We start from the raw sequence: 16,890 nt of genomic DNA on the forward strand, positions 1-16,890 counted from the left end.
CTGCCGGTGCGCGGGAGGGTGCGGGCGCGGGCCGCAGCCTCCCCGGCGAGGGGGTTCGAGGGCCGGTTTGGACGTCCGTGGGACCGGAGGTCCCACCCGGAGGGCCGGTTCAGCCTCCCCAGTGCGCGGGACGGCGGAGTCCGGACGGCAGCCGCGTCGCCGTGTCCCCCTTCGCCTGCTGGAGCTGCGGCTGGGTGAGGAAGATGCTGCCGGTGAGGTCGGCACCCGAGAGGTCGGTGTCCCTGAGGTCGGCGCCGAGGAGATCCGCCAGACGCAGATCGGCTCCGCCGAGGTCGGCGGCGATCAGGCAGGCGCCGCGCAGATCCGCGCCGTGGAGGTCGGCATGCGCGAGCCGGGCCCCGAGGAGGTCGGCGCCCCTGCGGTTCTTCCCCGGGCCCGGTTCGGCCTCGGCCCTGGCCAGCGCGCTCGCCCTGAGCAGCAGTTCGCCCGTACGGCCGCGCAGCGCGGCGACGTCGGTCCCGAGCAGCGCCTCGGCGTCCCGCAGCGTCACCGTCTCGATCTCCTCGCGGAGAGCCCGTGCGGCCGGGTGCACCTGACGGGCGGCCGGCAGCGCCAGAGCAGCCGTCAGGTACCAGAGAAGCTCGTGCAGTTGGCGCATCACGGGGAAAACGTCGAACATCTGCCGGGCGCTGCCCGGGGCCGAGCGCCAGCTCCGTCCCGCGAACGTCACCTGGGAGACCTTCTGACCTGCGCCGAAACAGTCGTACACGGTGCAGCCGGAGAATCCGCCCTCCCGGAGCCGGGTGTGGATGCCGCAGCGGAAGTCGTCACGGAGGTTGCCGCAGGGCCGGCCCGCGGGTTTGTCGACGGCGAAGTCGGCCGAGGCCGAGAAGGGCAGTGCCACGCAGCAGAGGGCGAAGCAGTCACCGCAGTCGGCCCGCAGCGCCGAGGTGCCGGGAGGGGACGCGTCCTGGTGCGCTTCGGTCACTGAGCCCTGCCTCTTCCGTTTCCGTGCAGCGATCGGGATGCCGCTGTCCAGTCTCCCGCATCCGGACGGCCCTTCGTGCCCGGCCACTCCTCCTGAGGGCGTTTGCCGGCAGGGCCCCCGGGCAGGCGCTCACACGTGTTTCGGAGCCCCTGCGTACCCTGCGCGCCCGGACCGCCTTCGACTCCGGACGATCGACACCGTCAGCCGCACGAGGAGCTGAGATTGAGCAGGCAGACGCATGAGCGCGGCAGGCATTCCCACGACGACGCCCCGGACACGGCGGCCGCCTTCGCGTCGCTGACCCGGCTCGGCGACGGGCCGGAGAGGACCGCGCTGCGGGAGGAGCTGGTGCACGCCTGGCTGCCCATGGCCGACCGGCTGGCGGGACGCTACCGCAACCGGGGCGAGGCGATGGAGGATCTGCGTCAGGTCGCCGCGCTGGGGCTGGTGAAGGCCGTGGAACGGTACGACCCGGACCGCGGCGGCGCGTTCGAGTCGTTCGCCGTCCCGACGATCAACGGGGAGATCAAGCGGCACTTTCGCGACCACACGTGGACCGTGCACGTGCCGCGCCGGGTGCAGGAGCTGCGCAACCGGGTCCGCACCGCCCGCCAGGAGCTCGACCAGACCGTCGGCGGCCGTGAGCTGAGTGCCGCCGAGATCGCACGGCAGGGGGGCATGACAGAGGAGGAGGCCGGGGCCGGTCTGGAGGCCCTCGACAGCTACAGCGCCCTCTCCCTCGACGCTGAGGTGCGGGGCAGCGAGGACGGTTACACGCTGGCCGACGCGCTGGGCGGCCCCGATCCGGCGTTGGACGTCGTCACGACCGCGAGGCGGTCAGGCCCCGTCTGGACGGGCTGCCGGACCGCGAGCGGCGGATTCTCTATCTGCGCTTCTTCCGGGACATGACGCAGCGGGGCATAGCGGAGGACCTCGGCATCTCGCAGATGCACGTCTCCCGTCTGATCGACCGTTGCTGCAGCCGGCTGCGGGACGAGATCCTGCGCGACGCGGTGGCGGCCGACGGCGAAACGCGGCCGACGCAGCGCCGCCCCGTGCGCCGCCGGACGCTGCGCAGGCCCTGCTCCTCCGTGCGGCGGTGATCGCCGAGAGGGGGCACCGCGAGGGACCGGGGCCACCGCGGGCGGTCACCCGGTGGCCGTCCGTGTGCCCGCGAGGGGTCGGGGGCGGGGCCGACCGGCACCCCGGCCCCCACCCCCGACGGACCTCCGCACCGGCACCCCACCCCCGGCGGACCTCCGCACGCCCGGCGGCCGGCGGCGGACCCCTCGCGGGTCATCCCGGGCCGTCCTCCGTGCGCGGGCCGTCCGGTTCCGCGCCCACCGGGCCGGCCGCCCGCCGTCCGAGCCTGTCGACGGCACCGACGACCCGGTCCCAGAACCTCTCCTGGTCGAGGCCCACCGCGACACGGGCGTTGACCGGACGGTCGAGGTACCGGTGCAGATCCACGACGGTCGCCCCCCGTGTGAACTCCCCGCGGAGTTCTACGGCGACGTTCGCATCGACACAGTCCACGATCTCCGGGTCGATGACCCGGGCGACCGCCACCGGGTCGTGCAGGGGTGGCGCCGGGAACCCCCACAGCCGCCGGTAGGTGGCGGCGAAGAACGTCATCAGCTCCGCGCAGACGCGCCCGAGGTCCGTGCCGAGCCCCTCCAGCCGGGCAAGCACATCGGGGGTGACGAGTGCCTGGTGGGAGACGTTGAGCCCGCACATGGTCACGGGCAGCCCGCTGCGGAACACGATGTCGGCGGCCTCCGGGTCGACGTACACGTTGAACTCGGCGGCGGGGGTGCGGTTTCCGCGTTCCGTCGATCCGCCCATGAGCACGATCTCGCGGATGTGCTCCGCCGCGTCGGGGTACCGGGTGAGCAGCAGGGCGACATTGGTCAGCGGGGCGGTGGGTACGAGAGTGACGGGCTCCGGATGCCGGGTCAGGAGCCGGTGCATGAGGTCGACGGCGTGCTCGGGCACGGTGCCGACGGTCGGTTCGCCGAAGCTCGGCCCGTCCATGCCCGACTCGCCGTGGACGTCGTCCGCGACATGGAGTTCCCGGACGAGGGGCCGGGCACAGCCGGCGGCTACGGGCACGTCGGTGATGCCCGCCACGGTGCAGATGCGCCGGGCGTTGAGCGTCGTCTTCTCCAGCACCTGGTTGCCAGCGACCGTGGTGATCGCGAGCAGGTCGATCCCGGGGTCCCCGGCGGCGAGCAGGATGGCGACGGCGTCATCGTGCCCGGGGTCGCAGTCGAGGATGATCGGTACGGACACGTTGCTCCTCGGCGTCGGCGGCGGCGCGGGGGCGCGCCGGCGGTAAGGGGTGCCGTTGCCACTCCGGCCGGTACCGGCGCGGACCAGAACGCGCGGGTCTTGCGGGGAGCGGCGGCTTGCGGTGAACGGCGGGCTTGCGCGGAACGGTGGGTCTTGCGCGGAACGACGCCACCAGTGTGCCCCGGTGGACGCCGCCCGGTCTGCTCCACCCGGACCTGCGGCCGACCCGGCGTGGCGTCCGCGGCCTCCGGACCTCCCGGCCCCACCGTCCCCGCCATCCGACCCCCACCCGCCCGGCTCCCGCTCCGCCGAGGACGTCTCAGAGGGCCCTGAGGCCGTCGATCACCTCCCGCAGGATCCTTTCGTCCGGCAGTTGCGCGGGCGGTACGGGCATGGAGACCCTGACGTGCCCGCCCTCCAACAGATCGCCGACGAGCACCCGCACGACTCCGACGGGCAGATCGGCGTCCGCCGCGAGCTCCGCGACCGACTGGGTCTCGGTGCGGCAGAGGTCGAGCAGTGCCCGGTGCTCGGGTCCGAGCAGGGACTCCGCGGCCCGGTCCGCGGCGTCGGCGACGGCGTCGACGAGCGCGATGAGGTCGAGGCGCCCGGAGTTCGGTCCCGGCTCCGTGCGGCCTCCGGTCATGGCGTACGGGCGGACGAGCGGGCCCGCCTCCGCGTCGTACCAGCGGCTGCCCCGGAGGTCCGGGCCGCCGCCGTCGGCATCGTTCATGTCGGTGGAGCCTCCCTGCGGGTCAGCCGGCGGCGGGCGGGGTCGCGGACATGCGCGGCGGGGTGCCGAGGTGCTCGCCGACGCGCTTCACGAGCCGCGCCATCTCGTAGGCGATCAGGCCCACATCGGCGGTGACGGAGCTGAGGACGGCGAGGCAGGAGCCGTCCCCGGCGGCGGCGACGAAGAGGAACCCGTCGTCCATCTCGACCATCGTCTGCCGGACCCCGCCGGTGCGGAAGTGGCGTCCCGCGCCTTTGGCGAGGCTGTGGAATCCGGAGGAGACGGCCGCGAGATGCTCGGCGTCCTCCCGGGTGAGGCCGCCGGACGCGCCCACTGCGAGACCGTCGTTGGAGAGCACGACCGCGTGGCGGACCTCGCCCACCCGTAGCACCAGGTCGTCGAGCAGCCAGTCGAGTTCACCGGAGCGGGGGTGGAGGGTCCTCTCGTGGTCGATCATGCGTGGTCTCCTTCACTGCTGTGTGCGCTGCTGTGGGTGGGACTGCCCGGGGCGGGCCCACCGCCGCGGGCCCAGCCGGCGCGGTAGGCGGTCATCCGGTCCCTGACCTGTTCCGGGGTGCGTTCAGGGGCCTCGTGCGGGGCGTGCCCGGACGGGTCCGGCTGTTCGAGGCGCGCCGCCTCGCGCAACTGGGGGGCGAGGCTGGCCTGCCTCACGCGGCGCGGCAGGCCGCCCGCGTCCTCGGGAGCGGGGTGGTCGCCACGGGCGGCCTCGTCCCGAGCCGACGGCCGGACGCCGGGACGTCCGGCGTGGGGGTCCCCGGGGGGTGGTGACGGGGTACGGTCGCGCAGCCGCAGGGCGATGACACCGGGCGGCGGCGGGGCCTCCCCCCGGGACCGGGCTTCGATGCCCGGAGGCCCGGGCCGGGCCGCCGGGGACCGGTCGTCGTGGGATCCCGGGCGCGCCGCGGAGTCCGGCACGGCGTAGGGGGCGGGGTGGGTCACGGGCCGAGGCGCCGTCTCGGGTGCGGACTCGTGGCGCCCGGGCGCCGATGGGGCGGCGCCCGCCGGCAGGGCGCTCTGCAGCAGCGCGGTGGGGAGCAGGACGACCGCGGTGGTCCCCCCGTACGGAGAGGTCCGCAGTTTCACCTTGATGTCGTGGCGTGCCGAGAGCCGGCTGACGACGAACAGCCCCAGCCGGTCGCTGTCGAAGAGGTCGAGCGCCTCGGACTGCTCGATACGGCGGTTGGCGTCCGAGAGGGCCTCCCGGCCCATGCCGAGTCCCCGGTCCTCGATCTCCAGTGCGTAGCCGTTCCCGACGGGTTCGCCGCTGACGCTGACCTTGGTGTGCGGGGGCGAGAACTGTGCCGCGTTCTCGACGAGTTCGGCGAGCAGGTGGGTGAGGTCGGCGACGGCGGCCCCGACCACCGCGGCCTCGGGGAGCTGCCGTACCTCGACCCGCGCGTAGTCCTCGATCTCGGACACCGCGGCGCGGACGACGTTGGTGAGCGGCACGGGCACCCGCCAGGCCCGGCCCGGTGCCGCGCCGGAAAGGATGATCAGGCTCTCCGCGTGGCGGCGCATACGGGTCGTCAGATGGTCGAGGCGGAAGAGGTCTCCCAGCTCGCCCGGGTCCTCGGCCCGACGCTCCATGCTGTCGAGCAGGGTGAGCTGCCGATGGACCAGGACCTGGCTGCGGCGCGCCAGGTTGACGAACACACCGGAGATGCCACGGCTGAGTTCGGCGCGTTCGACGGCGGCGCTGAGGGCGGCACGGTGGACGGTCGACAGCGCCTCGCCGACCTCGGCGATCTCGTCCTGCGGCGGCGGCCCCGGCGGCGCCTCGGCCCGCACGTCGATGTCCTCGCCGGACCGGAGGCGCCGCATGGCGTGGGGCAGCTTGTGACGGGCGATCCCCAGGGCCGTGTTGCGGAGGCTGACGAGTTCGACGACGAGGGCGCGGCCGATGCGTACGGAGATGACGAGGGAGGCGGCCACCGCGGCCAGGCCGAGGAGGACCGCGGCACCGGCGGCGGTGAACATGCCCTGTCCGACCGGGTCGGCCCGGTCCGCCGCGCCGCGCCGGGCGCTCGCCCCGATGTCCCGCATCCCGGCGCGGACCGCGCCGTGGGCGGCGTCCCAGGTGGTGACGGGCACCGCCGAGGCCGCGCGGCGTCCCGCGGGCGCGGCGGCGGTGGCGTCCTCGGCGGACCGGAGGTCCCGGTACGCGCTCTGCGCCGCGAGTTCGCGCCAGGCGGCCCGCTCGCGCGGCCGCAGGTCGGCGACGGCGGACTCGGTGAGCGCACGACGGGTCTCCACGGCGCCGGTGAACCGCCGCAGCCTGTCGGCGGTGAACGACCGGGCGGCCCGGGCGGCGGTGAGCAGCGCGTCCTCGCGGGCGAGCATCTCGCCGGCCCGGGCGAACTCGAGCTGCACCCGTGCGTCCGAGCCCGCGCCGGGGTCCTCGACGCCGGCGAGCGCGCCGGCGACGGCGAAGCCGCTGCCGATGGCCTTCGTGTACCGCTCGTAGGCGCTGTCCCAGTCGGTGCTGCCGTCGAGTACCGATACCCGGAGGGCGGCGAGTGCGCGGCCCTGGGCGACGAAGGCGGCCAGCCGCCCGGCGACGTCACGTGGCAGATCGCCCCCGTCGGCGACGGTGTGGGACGGGTCGAGGGACAGGTCGGCGAGTGCGGCGTCGGTGGCCTTGGCCTGCTGCTGGAGTTCGGCGGCGCGCGGGCCGTCGGGCGCGGCGATCTGCCGGAGGGCTGCGCGCCGTTCGGTCTGGAGGGCGGTCACGGTCTCCGCGACGGGTCCGCGGACGCGGTCCTCGACGCCCTGGAGCTGCCGGAGCCGCGCGACGTCCTGCGCGGTGGTGACGGTGGCGAACCCCCAGAGGGCGAGCAGGGAGACGACCGGGACCATCAGCAGGGAGATGATCTTGGCGCGTACGGTCCGGGGGCGCAACTGCCGGCGCTCCCCGGGGCGTCGCGGTGCCTGCCCGCGGTGTGCGTCGGCCGGTGCGGGGGCGGAGCCGGACCCGGCCCGTTCGTCCGCGGGCGGCCCCGCGTGGGCACGGCGACCACGGACGGCCGGAGAGCCGGCCGCCGTCGCTGGTCGCGGGGCCGGCGCCTCGGCGCCGGGCTTGCTGCGAGGTGTGCGCATGGCCTCCTCGTTCCGGGTACGGGGGTGTTGGGTGCGGCGGGACGGCCGTGCGGGGGCGGCGGGTCCGGGACGGCGGGACGGTCCGGGGCGTACCGGGTGACGGGGGCGCGCTACGACGTGGTCGGTGCCGGTACGGACACCTGCGGCTCGGGCTCGGTGGTCCGCTCGGCGGAGGCGTAGGCGGCCCGTTCGTGTGCCGTCGGGGTGAGGGCGACGAAGGCCGAGGTCAGGAAGAGGTACGAGCCGAGGCCGACGGCCAGGGGGAAGATGAACTGCATCGTCGTGGCCCCGGGCAGCACCGCGTCCGAGGGCGCGACCCTCACGCTCACGGCGAGCATCCCGGTGTAGTGCATGCTGCTGACGGCCGCGCCCATGACGAGGGAGGCGGCGGCGACCGCGCGCGGCGACCTGATGTTGAGCGCGGCCCACAGGGCGGCGGTCGCGGCGACCACGGCGATCACGACGGACAGGGCGACGAGGAGGGGGTCGTAGGTGATGTCGCCGTGCAGCCGGAGGGCCGCCATGCCGAGGTAGTGCATGCTGGCGACGCCCAGTCCGGTGGTCAGCCCGCCCAGGAACAGGGCGCGGACCCGGTCGCGGCCGTGGCCGACGGCGAAGACCCCCACGCCGACGACGGCCATGGCGACGGCCAGGCTGAGGATGGTGAGCGGGACGTTGTAGCGGATGTCGGTGCCTGTGACGCCGAACCCGAGCATCGCGACGAAGTGCATCGTCCAGATGCCGGTGCCGATGGCGGAGGCCGCGGTGAGCAGCCAGTTGCGGCGGGAGCGGCCGGTCGCGTCGAGCGCGCGCACGGTACAGCGCAGCCCGAGGGCGGCGCCGATGCAGGCCATCGCGTACGACAGCGCGGGGGTCAGCCAGCCGAACGTGGCGTGGTCCAGGTGTCCCATGGCTCAGGGACGGTAGTCCCGATGGGGGCGCGGGGCGGGGGCGCATTTCGAAAGCTGCTGGAATATGACAGCTGATGTTTCAGAACGATCGTGCCGAGGTCGAACGTGTGCACCGCACGGCTGTTCCGGTGGCGATCGGCCAGACGGCCCGGCACTGCGGGATCATGGGCGCATGACCGACGACCACACGCATGTGCAGGAGTTCTTCGGCACCCGGGCCGCCGACTGGGACGTACGGTTCCCCGACGACGGGCCCGCGTTCGTCGTCGGGGTCGCGGCACTGGACCTGGCACCCGGCGACGCGGTCCTGGACGCCGGCTGCGGCACCGGACGCGCGCTGCCCGTCCTGCGCGAGGCGGTGGGTCCGGCCGGCACGGTCCTCGGCGCCGATCTCACCTTCGAGATGCTGCGGGCGGCGGTCGGCGCCGGACGCGATCGCGACGCCGCGCTGGTGCAGGCGGACGCGGCACGGCTGCCGCTGCGCACGGCGTCGATCGACGCGGTGTTCGCCTCCGGGCTGGTGGCGCACCTACCGAATCCGGCGGACGACCTGCGTGAACTGGCCAGGGTGGTACGTCCGGGCGGACGTCTCGCGCTCTTCCACCCCATCGGCCGGGCCGCACTGGCGGTCCGGCAGAAGCGCCGGCTCACTCCCGACGATCTGCGCGCCGAGTCCAACCTCGGCCCACTGCTGGCCGCCTCGGGCTGGCGCCTGGTCTCGTACCTCGACGAGGAGGAGCGTTTCCTCGCGCTGGCGGCCAGGGGGACTGAGCGGTACGGGAGTTCTCCGTCCACGCATCCGGGCACGCGACACCTGCCGGAGCGGCAGCCCTGAGGTCCGGCGTGCGTCCCTTCCGCGGACGGCAGCCGGTCGGCGGCGGCACCTGCGGCGACGGCCCGGCGCAGCGGCCCGGTCGGCCCGGCGAAGCCGCCCGGCCGCACGCGTGGGGGCACCCTTCTGCCCGTCCGCCCGGCCGACCCAGGGAAGCCGCCGCCCGGCCGCACGCATGAGGGAGCCCTTCCACCCGAGGGAGGGCTCCCGGTGAGGGCGCCCTCGGCGAGTACGGCAGGAAGACTTGTCATACCGGCGGGGTACACCGGAAGAGTGACGGTGCGGTGGAAGGGGGCCCTGGGTGTTCGACAAGGTGATGAGCGGAATCCGTAGGCTCGCGGCGCGGAAGGCGGGCGACGGGGCGGACGGTGCGGGCACGCCGCCGGCGAAGGTCGTCCGGCAGCGTCAGCCGAATCTCTTCGAGGCCGCGGCGGCCTACGTCTCCGCGTGCGCCGAGGACGATCAGCAGGGAATCGAGGAGGCGTCGGGCTGGGTCTCGCCCGAGGCGCTGTCGTTCGGGGTGAACGAGCTGGCCTGCCGGGCCGTGATCGCCCTGGCGCGCGAGCGCGACGAGTCGCCCCGGACGGTGGCACGCAGTCTGCTCGGCCTGCCCGTCGCCTGACGGCACGGGCCCGGACCCGCGGGACGAGGGGGGAGCGGCGCGCAAGCATGCGCGGTCCGCCCCTCCTCGGCGGGGTCGGCCCCGATTCGGCGAGGTCCGCTTCCTGGGGCCGGGCGCGGAAGGTGTCGCCCCAGTTTCCTGCCGCGGACCCTCGACGCCGGGGTTACCCACTGGTTAAGGTGCGCCGACGAACGATCCGATGGGGAGGATGCCGTGGCCGGGACGGACGAAGCGGCCGACGACGACGCGCTCTTTGTGCTGACCGCGCAGCTGCTCACACCCGCGCAGTTCCCCAGCGTGCTCGGCGACGACTACCCCGCGGCGTGCGCGGCCCTGGGACTCGAGCCCTGGGACGGCGGCTACGGGCTGGTCCTCGGGCAGGACGGGGCAGGCGCCCGGTGGACGGTCGTGATCGACGACGTGTCCCTGGTGGCCGTGGCGATCGCGTCCTGGGACTGCGGGATGGAGTACGACCTGTCGCCCAGTGACCGTTCGGTGGTCGCCGCGCTGCCCGGCTGGCCACTGGCCGTCGCCACCGTCGCGCCGGGGGTGCCCGCGCCCCATGACCCCGGTGAGGAGGAGGCGGGCGGTCCGCCGCTGTGCGCGCCCGACACGAGCGAGTGGGGTCCCGCGCAGCGGCGGCTCGGCGCGGACGAGGTCGCGCTGCACTGGGCCGTGTGGCGCGGGGAGGTGGCCGAGCAGATCACCTTCGTGCGGCCGGACGCCCCCGAGGAGGATCGTGCGACCCCGCACGAGGGGGTGCGGCGGGTACTCAAGGAGCTCCACGGCTATGTCGACGACGCGCCGCCGCTCGGGCGGGTGAGGTCCAGCTTCGCGCCGGACGGCGCGCGGATGCTGAGGGCGGACGGCCCCGGCTGGTCGCTGGTGGCCAGGACCGACGACATCGCCTTCGTGCTGCTGGACGAGGAGCCCGGAGAGGTACTGCCGGTGGGCCGCGGTCCCGAACTGCCCGGGTTGCTGGAGGCCCTGGACAGGATGGCGGTACGGCCGACCTGAGGCCGGGGCGTACACGGGACGGTCGCGAGCGGTCCTGCGGAGGGGATCCCGAGGAGCCGTCCCACACGATCGGCATGCCCGAGGTGTGGGCCACGCCTATGGCCGGGTCACGATGCCGACAGCACGCTGGGGCGGCGCACCCACCACTTCGCCGTCGACTCGGAGGCCGCAGCCATGCGTCTGTCCCGTACGTCCAGGAGAGCACCGGTACTCGCCGCACTGCTCCTGGCACTCGCTTCGACGTCCTTCGCCGGCGCCGGCCCGGCACGGGCCGGGGCTCCGTCCGGCCACTGCGCCGGCCAGGACCGGCTCGACGTGCCCGGCGCGGCGCACCAGCGATCTGCCTGTCTCGGGGATCTGACGACGGCCGGACTCGCGGGAACGCCGTACACCGACATGGCCGACCAGGCAGGACTGGCGGCGGCCGGCACGCGCAATCCCTCAGGGATACCGGGCGTGCAGATCGACGGCTACTTCCCGGACGGCTCACGTCTGAACGCGACCCACGGCTGGAACCACGACGCCCAGTTCGTGATCAGGCTCCCCGACCGGTGGAACGGCGGCCTGGTGGTCACGGGAGCCCCGGGCACCCGCCGCCAGTACGCCACCGACGCACTCATCTCCGACCACGTACTGGCCCGGGGCTACGCCTATGCCGCCACCGACAAGGGCAACACCGGCCCCGACTTCTTCACCGACGGCCGCTCCCCCGGTGACGCCGTCGCCGAATGGAACCGCCGGGTGACCGAGCTGACCCTGGCGGCGAAGAGCGCCGCCCGTCAGCGCTACGGGCGCGCGCCGGGCCGCACGTACATGACGGGCATCTCCAACGGTGGCTACCTCACGCGCTGGCAGCTGGAGAACCGCCCCGGGCTCTACGACGGGGGCGTGGACTGGGAGGGCGCCCTCTGGACCGCACGCGGCCCGAACCTTCTGACGGACCTGCCCGTCACCGTGGCCCGAAGCCTCGGTCAGGCCGGTGACGAGGATCTGCTCGCGGCGGGTTTCGCGCCGGGATCCCGGTTCCTGTGGCCCTACCACGAGAAGGTGTACTGGGGTCTCACCCAGAAGGTCTTCCGGGCCGAGTTCGACCCGGGGTACGACCGGAACTGCCCCGGGGCCTCGGCCGGGACCACTCCCGAGCAGATCTTCTCGGCCTGCCCCTCGGACGCCGTCTACGACCTCGCGTCACGTCCCGCGTCGGTGCGGAGGGCCCTGGCGAAGGTGGCCCTCACGGGCAGGATCGGCAAGCCGATGATCACTCTCCACGGCGACCTCGACACCCTGCTGCCGATCCGTCAGGACTCCGATGTGTACGCACGGATGATCGACGACAAGGGGCGCTCGAAACTGCACCGCTACTACACGGTCGAGGCGGGCACCCACACGGACGCCCTGTACGACAGCCACCCCGACCGGCTGCGTCCGATCCTGCCGTGCCACCGATCGGCGTTCGCGGCACTGACCGACTGGGTGGAGAAGGGCACGCCACCGCCCGCGGACCGGAGGATCCCGAGGCCCGCGGGCGGCGACGTGGTGAACTCCTGTGCGCTGAGCTGACGGCTCGGGCTCCCTCACCCGGGCCCGCTCGGCCCGCCCCTCACCGCGGCCGACGGCCCGCTCGACATCCGGCAGCGGGCCCAGGTGCCCCGCCACCCACACCGGCAGGCGGCGAGCCCGCCCGTTCAGCGCCCGATCTGCTTGCGGTTGTTGATCCGGCGGAGCCGGCGCCGCTGCGAGGGGTCGAGCGCGAAGTAGGCCACGGCGGGCACTCCGACGATGACCAGCAGCGACATCCAGAATCCGATCAGCGGGATCAGGAGAAGGCCGATGGCCACTCCCCCGATGGCGATCTTCGCACCTGTCGACATTGTTCGCAGCCTCCTTCGCGGCCCACGGGCCGCCGCTCCCTGCTGTGACAACGCGTCCGCGGGCCCCACGGTTCCCCGGTGCGGCCGCGGCCTCCCCTCTGGCCCACCGGGGGCGGACGGGGCGGCGGGGTGGCGCGGGCACCGGCCCCGACCCGCCGGACACCGGGACGGACGCACCCGAGGGAATCGACCCGGCAGCACAGCGGTTCCTGGCCGCGGACGCGGCGGTACGGGCCCGGCGGATGCCCGCGGAGGCGCTGTCCGCGGGCGGTGGGCGCCGGGGCCTCGGGAGGGGCGCCCCGGCCGGTTCCGCGGTCCGCGCCTCGGACGTGCGCGCGGCGGGCACGGGGCGGTGGGCCGTGCGGCCGGGGGCGCAGCCGCGCGTGGGGGCGGACGGACGCTGGTGGGGCTCATCCGTGCCGGCCGCGCACCGTGGTCCCAGGCGGGCCCACCGGCACCCGACCCGGCCTCGGCACCGGCCGCGCCGACCGTGTCGGGCCCGGGCTTCTGCGGGTCGCCGCCGGGGGCCGCACCTGCGGTGGTCCGCGCGGTGCCCGCCGCCCCCGTCTCGTACGCAGGGGGCACCGGGGAGCCGTGACGGTGCGTCGTCGGTGCGTGACCCTTGTCGGGGGCGCCGGGCCGCACGACGATGGGCACGGACGCGGACCGGGGACCGGGAGGCCGAGTTGACGGACCCATGGGTGGCGCTGGAGCCCGGGGGCGACGCCGGGCGGCGCGTCGGTGTGCTGCGCCGGGCGTACGAGCAGTTCACGACGGTCGGTCGGGTGGAGACGGGGGTTCGGCCCGTGGTGGCCGAGTCGTGGCGGCGCTCCGCGCGTGCCAGGGTCGCCCCGGAGGGCAGGGCGAGCGTCGAACTGGGCGACGACGAGCTGGCGGCCCATCGGGAGGAGCATCCGCTGTCCCGCGTGATGCCGGTGATCCGGGAGCTGACGGGTGCGTACGCCGTCGACGGCGAGCACCTGGTGGCGGTGTGCGACGCACAGGCCAGGCTGCTGTGGGTCGAGGGACACCGCGGGGCGCGGGAGCGGGCCGGGCGGATGAACTTCGTGGAAGGGGCGCGCTGGGCCGAGGCGGTGGCGGGGACGAACGCACCGGGCACGGCGCTCACGGTCGACCGGCCGGTGCAGGTGTTCTCGGCGGAGCACTTCCAGCGCCCGGTGCAGGAGTGGACGTGCGCGGCGGCCCCGGTCCACGACCCGCACAGCGGCCGGCTGCTGGGCGCGGTGGACATCACCGGCGGCAACCGGCTGGCGCATCCCCACAGCCTGGCGTTCGTCGGAGCCGTGGCGCGGGCGGCCGAATCGCAACTGGCACTCCTGCAACCGCGGCCCCAGGGCGACACGGCACAGTTGACCGCACTGGGCCGGGACGAGGCGCTGCTGGTCGCGGCGGGCCGCAGGCTGCGGCTGAGCCGGCGGCACAGCGAGATCGTCGTGGTGCTCGCCCACCGCCCGGAGGGACTGAGCGGCGACGAGCTGCTGCTGGAGCTCTACGAGGACGAGCACATCACCCCGGTCACGCTGCGGGCCGAGATGTCCCGGCTGCGGGCGCTGCTGGGCCCTCGGCTGTTGGGGTCCCGGCCGTACCGGCTGACCGTTCCGGTCGACGCCGACTTCGACACGGTGGGGCGCCGGCTCGCCTCGGGCGCGGTCTCGGCGGCGGTCGGCGAGTACACCGGGCCGCTGCTGCCCGCTTCGCGGGCGCCGGGTGTCGCCCGGCTGCGCGAGCGGCTGCGGGACCAGCTGCGCACCGCCCTGATCGCCCGCGGCGACCCGGGCCTGCTGGCGGACTGGGCCTACAGCCCGTGGGGCGAGGGCGACCTCCTCGCGTGGCGGGCCCTGGCCGCCGCACTCCCCGAGCCCCGGCGGGCCGCGGCGCTGGCACGGGCCCGCGCTCTGGACCGGGAGTACGGGAGCGGGGCGCCTGCCGCCTTCGGGGAGCCGTGGTGACGGATTGGGCACAGCCACGTCGGGAGGGCTCCGCCGACCGGTCTCGGCAGGGGGTCTCGTACGCCGCTGCCGCACGACGACGGCCTCGGCGACGGTCTTCCGGGGGCGTGGCGGCGACCGCGGCCCTCACCCTCCGCGCAGGCCGCACCGACCTGCTCCGGCGGGGGAGTACGCCCGCGCCCTCCGGCGCGGCGACGGGGCTCAGCGGCGGGTCCGCCCTGCGGCCGGGGCTCTGAGCCGGGTCCCGCGCGCCCTGTCCCACCGGATCGCCGAGGGCCGCGTCTACGAGCACCGGAGCACCGCCCTCGACGTGGGCCCGGTCGAGGACTGTCACGACCGCCTCATCGAGGTGAGCGATTCCGCTCGGGGCCCGCGCAAGGGGAGCGCAGCGCGCCGGGACGCGGTCCTGGGCGAGGACGCCTCCCTGGTCACCGCCCCGTGCACCCGCGGCCTGACCTGCGACGTCCGGCCCTCGGACAGGGGCCGGACCACTTGAGGAGCGATTCGTGAAAGTAGTCACATTTAGGTCGCTTTTAGCCCGTTTTAGTGGATGGTGGTAAGTCCGACCACGTTCACCGGGCTGTACCGGCGGCCCGCCGGGGCGCCGTTGCGGCCGGCCGACGCCGAGGGAGTCTCATGGCACGCGGAACCCGCGCAACGGACAGCCGGCGGTTCGCTCTGCCCATCGCGGGCGGGGCGGTCGTCCTCGCCGCAGGCGGTCTGTACGCGGCGGGACTGGCGGCCGGCGACGTCCCCGACGGCACCCGGGTGCGAGGTGTCGACATAGGCGGGATGACCCGGCCGGAGGCCCAGCGAACCCTGGACCGCGAGCTCGCGGGCACCTTCGCCGCCCCTCTCACACTGAGGATCGGGGACCGGGTGGAGAAGGCCGATCCCGCCGCGCTCGGCCTGTCCGTCGACACGGCGGCGACCGCCGGGAGCGCCGTGAACGAGTCGCTCGACCCCGTCAGCGTCATCGGACGGCTCTTCGGCGCGGAGAACCGCGACATCGAGCCCGTGGTGCGCGTCGACGAGGAGAGGAACCGGGACGCTGTCGCGCGCATGGGCGCGGCCGCCGAGCGGGAGGTCCGCGACGGCGCCATATCCTTCGAGAACGGCCAGGCGACGGCCGTTTCGCCGGTCACCGGCACGTCCCTGGTGAAGGACCGCGCCCCGGACGCCCTCCGGGACGGCTACCTGCGCGCGGACCGCTCGCCCGTCGTGATGCCCGTGAAGCGGACGCCGCCGCGCACGGACCGCGCCGAGACCGAGCGGGCCATGAACGACTTCGCCCAGCCCGCGATGTCCGGCCCCGTCACGCTCACCCTCGACGGGAGGGCCGTGACCCTGGGCCCCTCGGCCCTCGGCCGCCATCTGACCATGAAGCCCGGAGCCGACGGCCGGCTCACCCCGGCCCTCGACGCCAAGGGGCTGCTCGGCGACCCCGAGGTCTCCGGCCAGGTGAGCCAGGCCGCGCAGGGCCCGCGGAACGCGGTACTCGGGCTCGACGGCGACCGGGTCGTCGTGACCGAGGAGGCCCGGGTGGGCCACGAGGTCGAGGAGCAGGCGCTCGGCAAGGCCGTGCTCCCCCTGCTGACCCGCGAGGGCGCGGCCCGCACCGGCGAGATCCCGGCGAAGGCCGTCGAGCCGGAGTTCACCGGCGAGTCGGCCCGCCGCCTCGGCATCAAGGAGAAGGTCTCCTCGTTCACCGTCGAGTTCCCCGCGGCGCCCTACCGGGTCACCAACATCGCCCGCGCCGTGGAGCGCATCGACGGATCCGTCGTCCTGCCGGGCAAGGAGTGGAGCTTCAACCGCACGGTCGGGGAGCGCACCAAGGAGAACGGCTTCGTCGACGGCATCATGATCAACGACGGTCAGTACGTGAAGTCCCCCGGCGGGGGCGTCTCCGCCGTCGCGACGACGATGTTCAACGCCGTCTTCTTCGCGGGCGTCAAGCCGGTGGAGTACGGAGCGCACTCGTTCTACATCGAGCGCTACCCGGAGGGCCGCGAGGCCACGGTGGCGTGGGGCACGCTCGACATGCGCTGGCTCAACGACTCGGGCCACGCCGTCTATGTGAAGGCCGAGTCCACGGACACGTCGGTCACCATCTCGTTCCTCGGCACGAAGAAGTACGACGAGGTACGCGCGACCAAGGGGCCGCGCACCAACGTCAAGGAGCCGGGAACCCGCAAGGGAAGCGGCCCGGAGTGCGAGGCCCAGACGCCGCTCGAGGGCTTCGACGTCGCCGTCGGACGCCACTTCGTCCAGGACGGCCGCGAGGTCGGCCGGGAGAACTTCACGACCCACTACACACCGCGCGACGAGGTCGTCTGCACCCCGGAGGACACCGCACCGGACGCGGGCGGCCCGGAAGCGAAGACCGCCACCGAGGCGGCCGACGCCACCGAGCCCGACTGACCCGGGGGCGGCACCCCGGCGGGCCCCGCCACCGGGCCGGGGCCGCGGCCCGTCGTACGGACCCGTGCCGGGCGTCGGTGCCGGGCAGGCCGGGCGCGGGCGCAACGGGACTGCAACGTCCCTCCCCCTAGGTTCGGCGTCGAAGCGCCGTCCGA

At 74.7% G+C, this 16,890-nt stretch carries 13 protein-coding genes and 1 pseudogene; 7 read left to right on the plus strand and 7 right to left on the minus strand.

Annotated features, from left to right (window positions below; translation table 11 throughout):
• Positions 1–109: 109 nt before the first annotated feature.
• Entirely contained in the window at positions 110–949 is an 840-nt protein-coding gene (locus AB0J10_RS02955) for a pentapeptide repeat-containing protein (protein WP_363057144.1), read from the minus strand.
• 222 nt (positions 950–1,171) lie between these two features.
• On the opposite strand from AB0J10_RS02955, the pseudogene AB0J10_RS02960 reads away from it, so the two are divergent.
• Positions 1,172–2,052, plus strand: a pseudogene (locus tag AB0J10_RS02960) (SigB/SigF/SigG family RNA polymerase sigma factor).
• A 193-nt stretch (positions 2,053–2,245) separates the two neighbouring features.
• On the opposite strand, the gene AB0J10_RS02965 reads toward AB0J10_RS02960, so the two are convergent.
• The 5 genes from AB0J10_RS02965 to AB0J10_RS02985 form a co-directional block, all read right to left on the minus strand.
• The gene (locus tag AB0J10_RS02965; RefSeq protein WP_363057146.1) at positions 2,246–3,241 is read right to left on the minus strand and encodes a nucleoside hydrolase; all 996 of its coding nucleotides are present in this window, start codon (positions 3,239–3,241) and stop codon (positions 2,246–2,248) included.
• A gap of 319 nt (positions 3,242–3,560) precedes the next feature.
• Positions 3,561–3,974, minus strand: coding sequence for a DUF742 domain-containing protein (locus AB0J10_RS02970; protein ID WP_363057148.1), 414 nt, complete (start codon positions 3,972–3,974; stop codon positions 3,561–3,563).
• A gap of 22 nt (positions 3,975–3,996) precedes the next feature.
• Complete coding sequence (locus AB0J10_RS02975) at positions 3,997–4,431, minus strand: roadblock/LC7 domain-containing protein (RefSeq protein WP_269726936.1); 435 nt, start codon at positions 4,429–4,431, stop codon at positions 3,997–3,999.
• Positions 4,428–7,091, minus strand: coding sequence for a nitrate- and nitrite sensing domain-containing protein (locus AB0J10_RS02980; RefSeq protein WP_363057150.1), 2,664 nt, complete (start codon positions 7,089–7,091; stop codon positions 4,428–4,430). The genes AB0J10_RS02975 and AB0J10_RS02980 overlap by 4 nt, the downstream gene beginning before the upstream one ends.
• Before the next feature lie 110 nt (positions 7,092–7,201).
• Positions 7,202–8,002, minus strand: coding sequence for an MHYT domain-containing protein (locus AB0J10_RS02985; RefSeq protein WP_363057152.1), 801 nt, complete (start codon positions 8,000–8,002; stop codon positions 7,202–7,204).
• Between the two features lie 172 nt (positions 8,003–8,174).
• Between AB0J10_RS02985 and AB0J10_RS02990 the strand changes: the two genes are divergently transcribed.
• The 4 genes from AB0J10_RS02990 to AB0J10_RS03005 all read left to right on the plus strand — a co-directional run bounded on the left by AB0J10_RS02990 (position 8,175) and on the right by AB0J10_RS03005 (position 12,033).
• Complete coding sequence (locus AB0J10_RS02990) at positions 8,175–8,837, plus strand: class I SAM-dependent methyltransferase (RefSeq protein ID WP_363057154.1); 663 nt, start codon at positions 8,175–8,177, stop codon at positions 8,835–8,837.
• Between the two features lie 298 nt (positions 8,838–9,135).
• Positions 9,136–9,456 carry a hypothetical protein gene (locus AB0J10_RS02995; protein ID WP_363057156.1) on the plus strand — a complete coding sequence of 107 codons (321 nt, stop codon included), beginning with the start codon at positions 9,136–9,138 and terminating at the stop codon, positions 9,454–9,456.
• A 213-nt stretch (positions 9,457–9,669) separates the two neighbouring features.
• Positions 9,670–10,473 carry a hypothetical protein gene (locus AB0J10_RS03000; RefSeq protein ID WP_363057158.1) on the plus strand — a complete coding sequence of 268 codons (804 nt, stop codon included), beginning with the start codon at positions 9,670–9,672 and terminating at the stop codon, positions 10,471–10,473.
• A 174-nt stretch (positions 10,474–10,647) separates the two neighbouring features.
• Positions 10,648–12,033 (plus strand): tannase/feruloyl esterase family alpha/beta hydrolase, encoded by a 1,386-nt coding sequence (locus AB0J10_RS03005; protein WP_363057160.1) that lies wholly within the window; start codon positions 10,648–10,650, stop codon positions 12,031–12,033.
• A 125-nt stretch (positions 12,034–12,158) separates the two neighbouring features.
• Here AB0J10_RS03005 and AB0J10_RS03010 read toward each other — a convergent pair whose 3' ends face one another.
• Positions 12,159–12,344: a hypothetical protein gene (locus tag AB0J10_RS03010; protein WP_363057162.1), complete on the minus strand. Its 186-nt coding sequence runs from the start codon at positions 12,342–12,344 to the stop codon at positions 12,159–12,161.
• 686 nt (positions 12,345–13,030) lie between these two features.
• Here AB0J10_RS03010 and AB0J10_RS03015 point away from each other — a divergent pair.
• Together AB0J10_RS03015 and AB0J10_RS03020 are read left to right on the plus strand one after the other, a co-directional pair.
• Complete coding sequence (locus tag AB0J10_RS03015; RefSeq protein ID WP_363057164.1) at positions 13,031–14,314, plus strand: GAF domain-containing protein; 1,284 nt, start codon at positions 13,031–13,033, stop codon at positions 14,312–14,314.
• A 636-nt stretch (positions 14,315–14,950) separates the two neighbouring features.
• Complete coding sequence (locus tag AB0J10_RS03020) at positions 14,951–16,735, plus strand: VanW family protein (protein ID WP_363057166.1); 1,785 nt, start codon at positions 14,951–14,953, stop codon at positions 16,733–16,735.
• The last annotated feature ends 155 nt before the right edge of the window (positions 16,736–16,890 follow it).

Origin of the sequence: Streptomyces sp. NPDC049887, from assembly GCF_040656535.1 — a bacterium.
Lineage (GTDB): Bacteria > Actinomycetota > Actinomycetes > Streptomycetales > Streptomycetaceae > Streptomyces.

Coding starts and splice junctions, on each gene's coding strand:
- AB0J10_RS03005 (WP_363057160.1), top strand. CDS start 10,648: ATGCGTCTGTCCCGTACGTCCAGGAGAGCACCGGTACTCGCCGCACTG.
- AB0J10_RS03010 (WP_363057162.1), bottom strand. CDS start 12,344: ATGTCGACAGGTGCGAAGATCGCCATCGGGGGAGTGGCCATCGGCCTT.
- AB0J10_RS03020 (WP_363057166.1), top strand. CDS start 14,951: ATGGCACGCGGAACCCGCGCAACGGACAGCCGGCGGTTCGCTCTGCCC.
- AB0J10_RS02975 (WP_269726936.1), bottom strand. CDS start 4,431: ATGATCGACCACGAGAGGACCCTCCACCCCCGCTCCGGTGAACTCGAC.
- AB0J10_RS02980 (WP_363057150.1), bottom strand. CDS start 7,091: ATGCGCACACCTCGCAGCAAGCCCGGCGCCGAGGCGCCGGCCCCGCGA.
- AB0J10_RS02985 (WP_363057152.1), bottom strand. CDS start 8,002: ATGGGACACCTGGACCACGCCACGTTCGGCTGGCTGACCCCCGCGCTG.
- AB0J10_RS02990 (WP_363057154.1), top strand. CDS start 8,175: ATGACCGACGACCACACGCATGTGCAGGAGTTCTTCGGCACCCGGGCC.
- AB0J10_RS02970 (WP_363057148.1), bottom strand. CDS start 3,974: ATGAACGATGCCGACGGCGGCGGCCCGGACCTCCGGGGCAGCCGCTGG.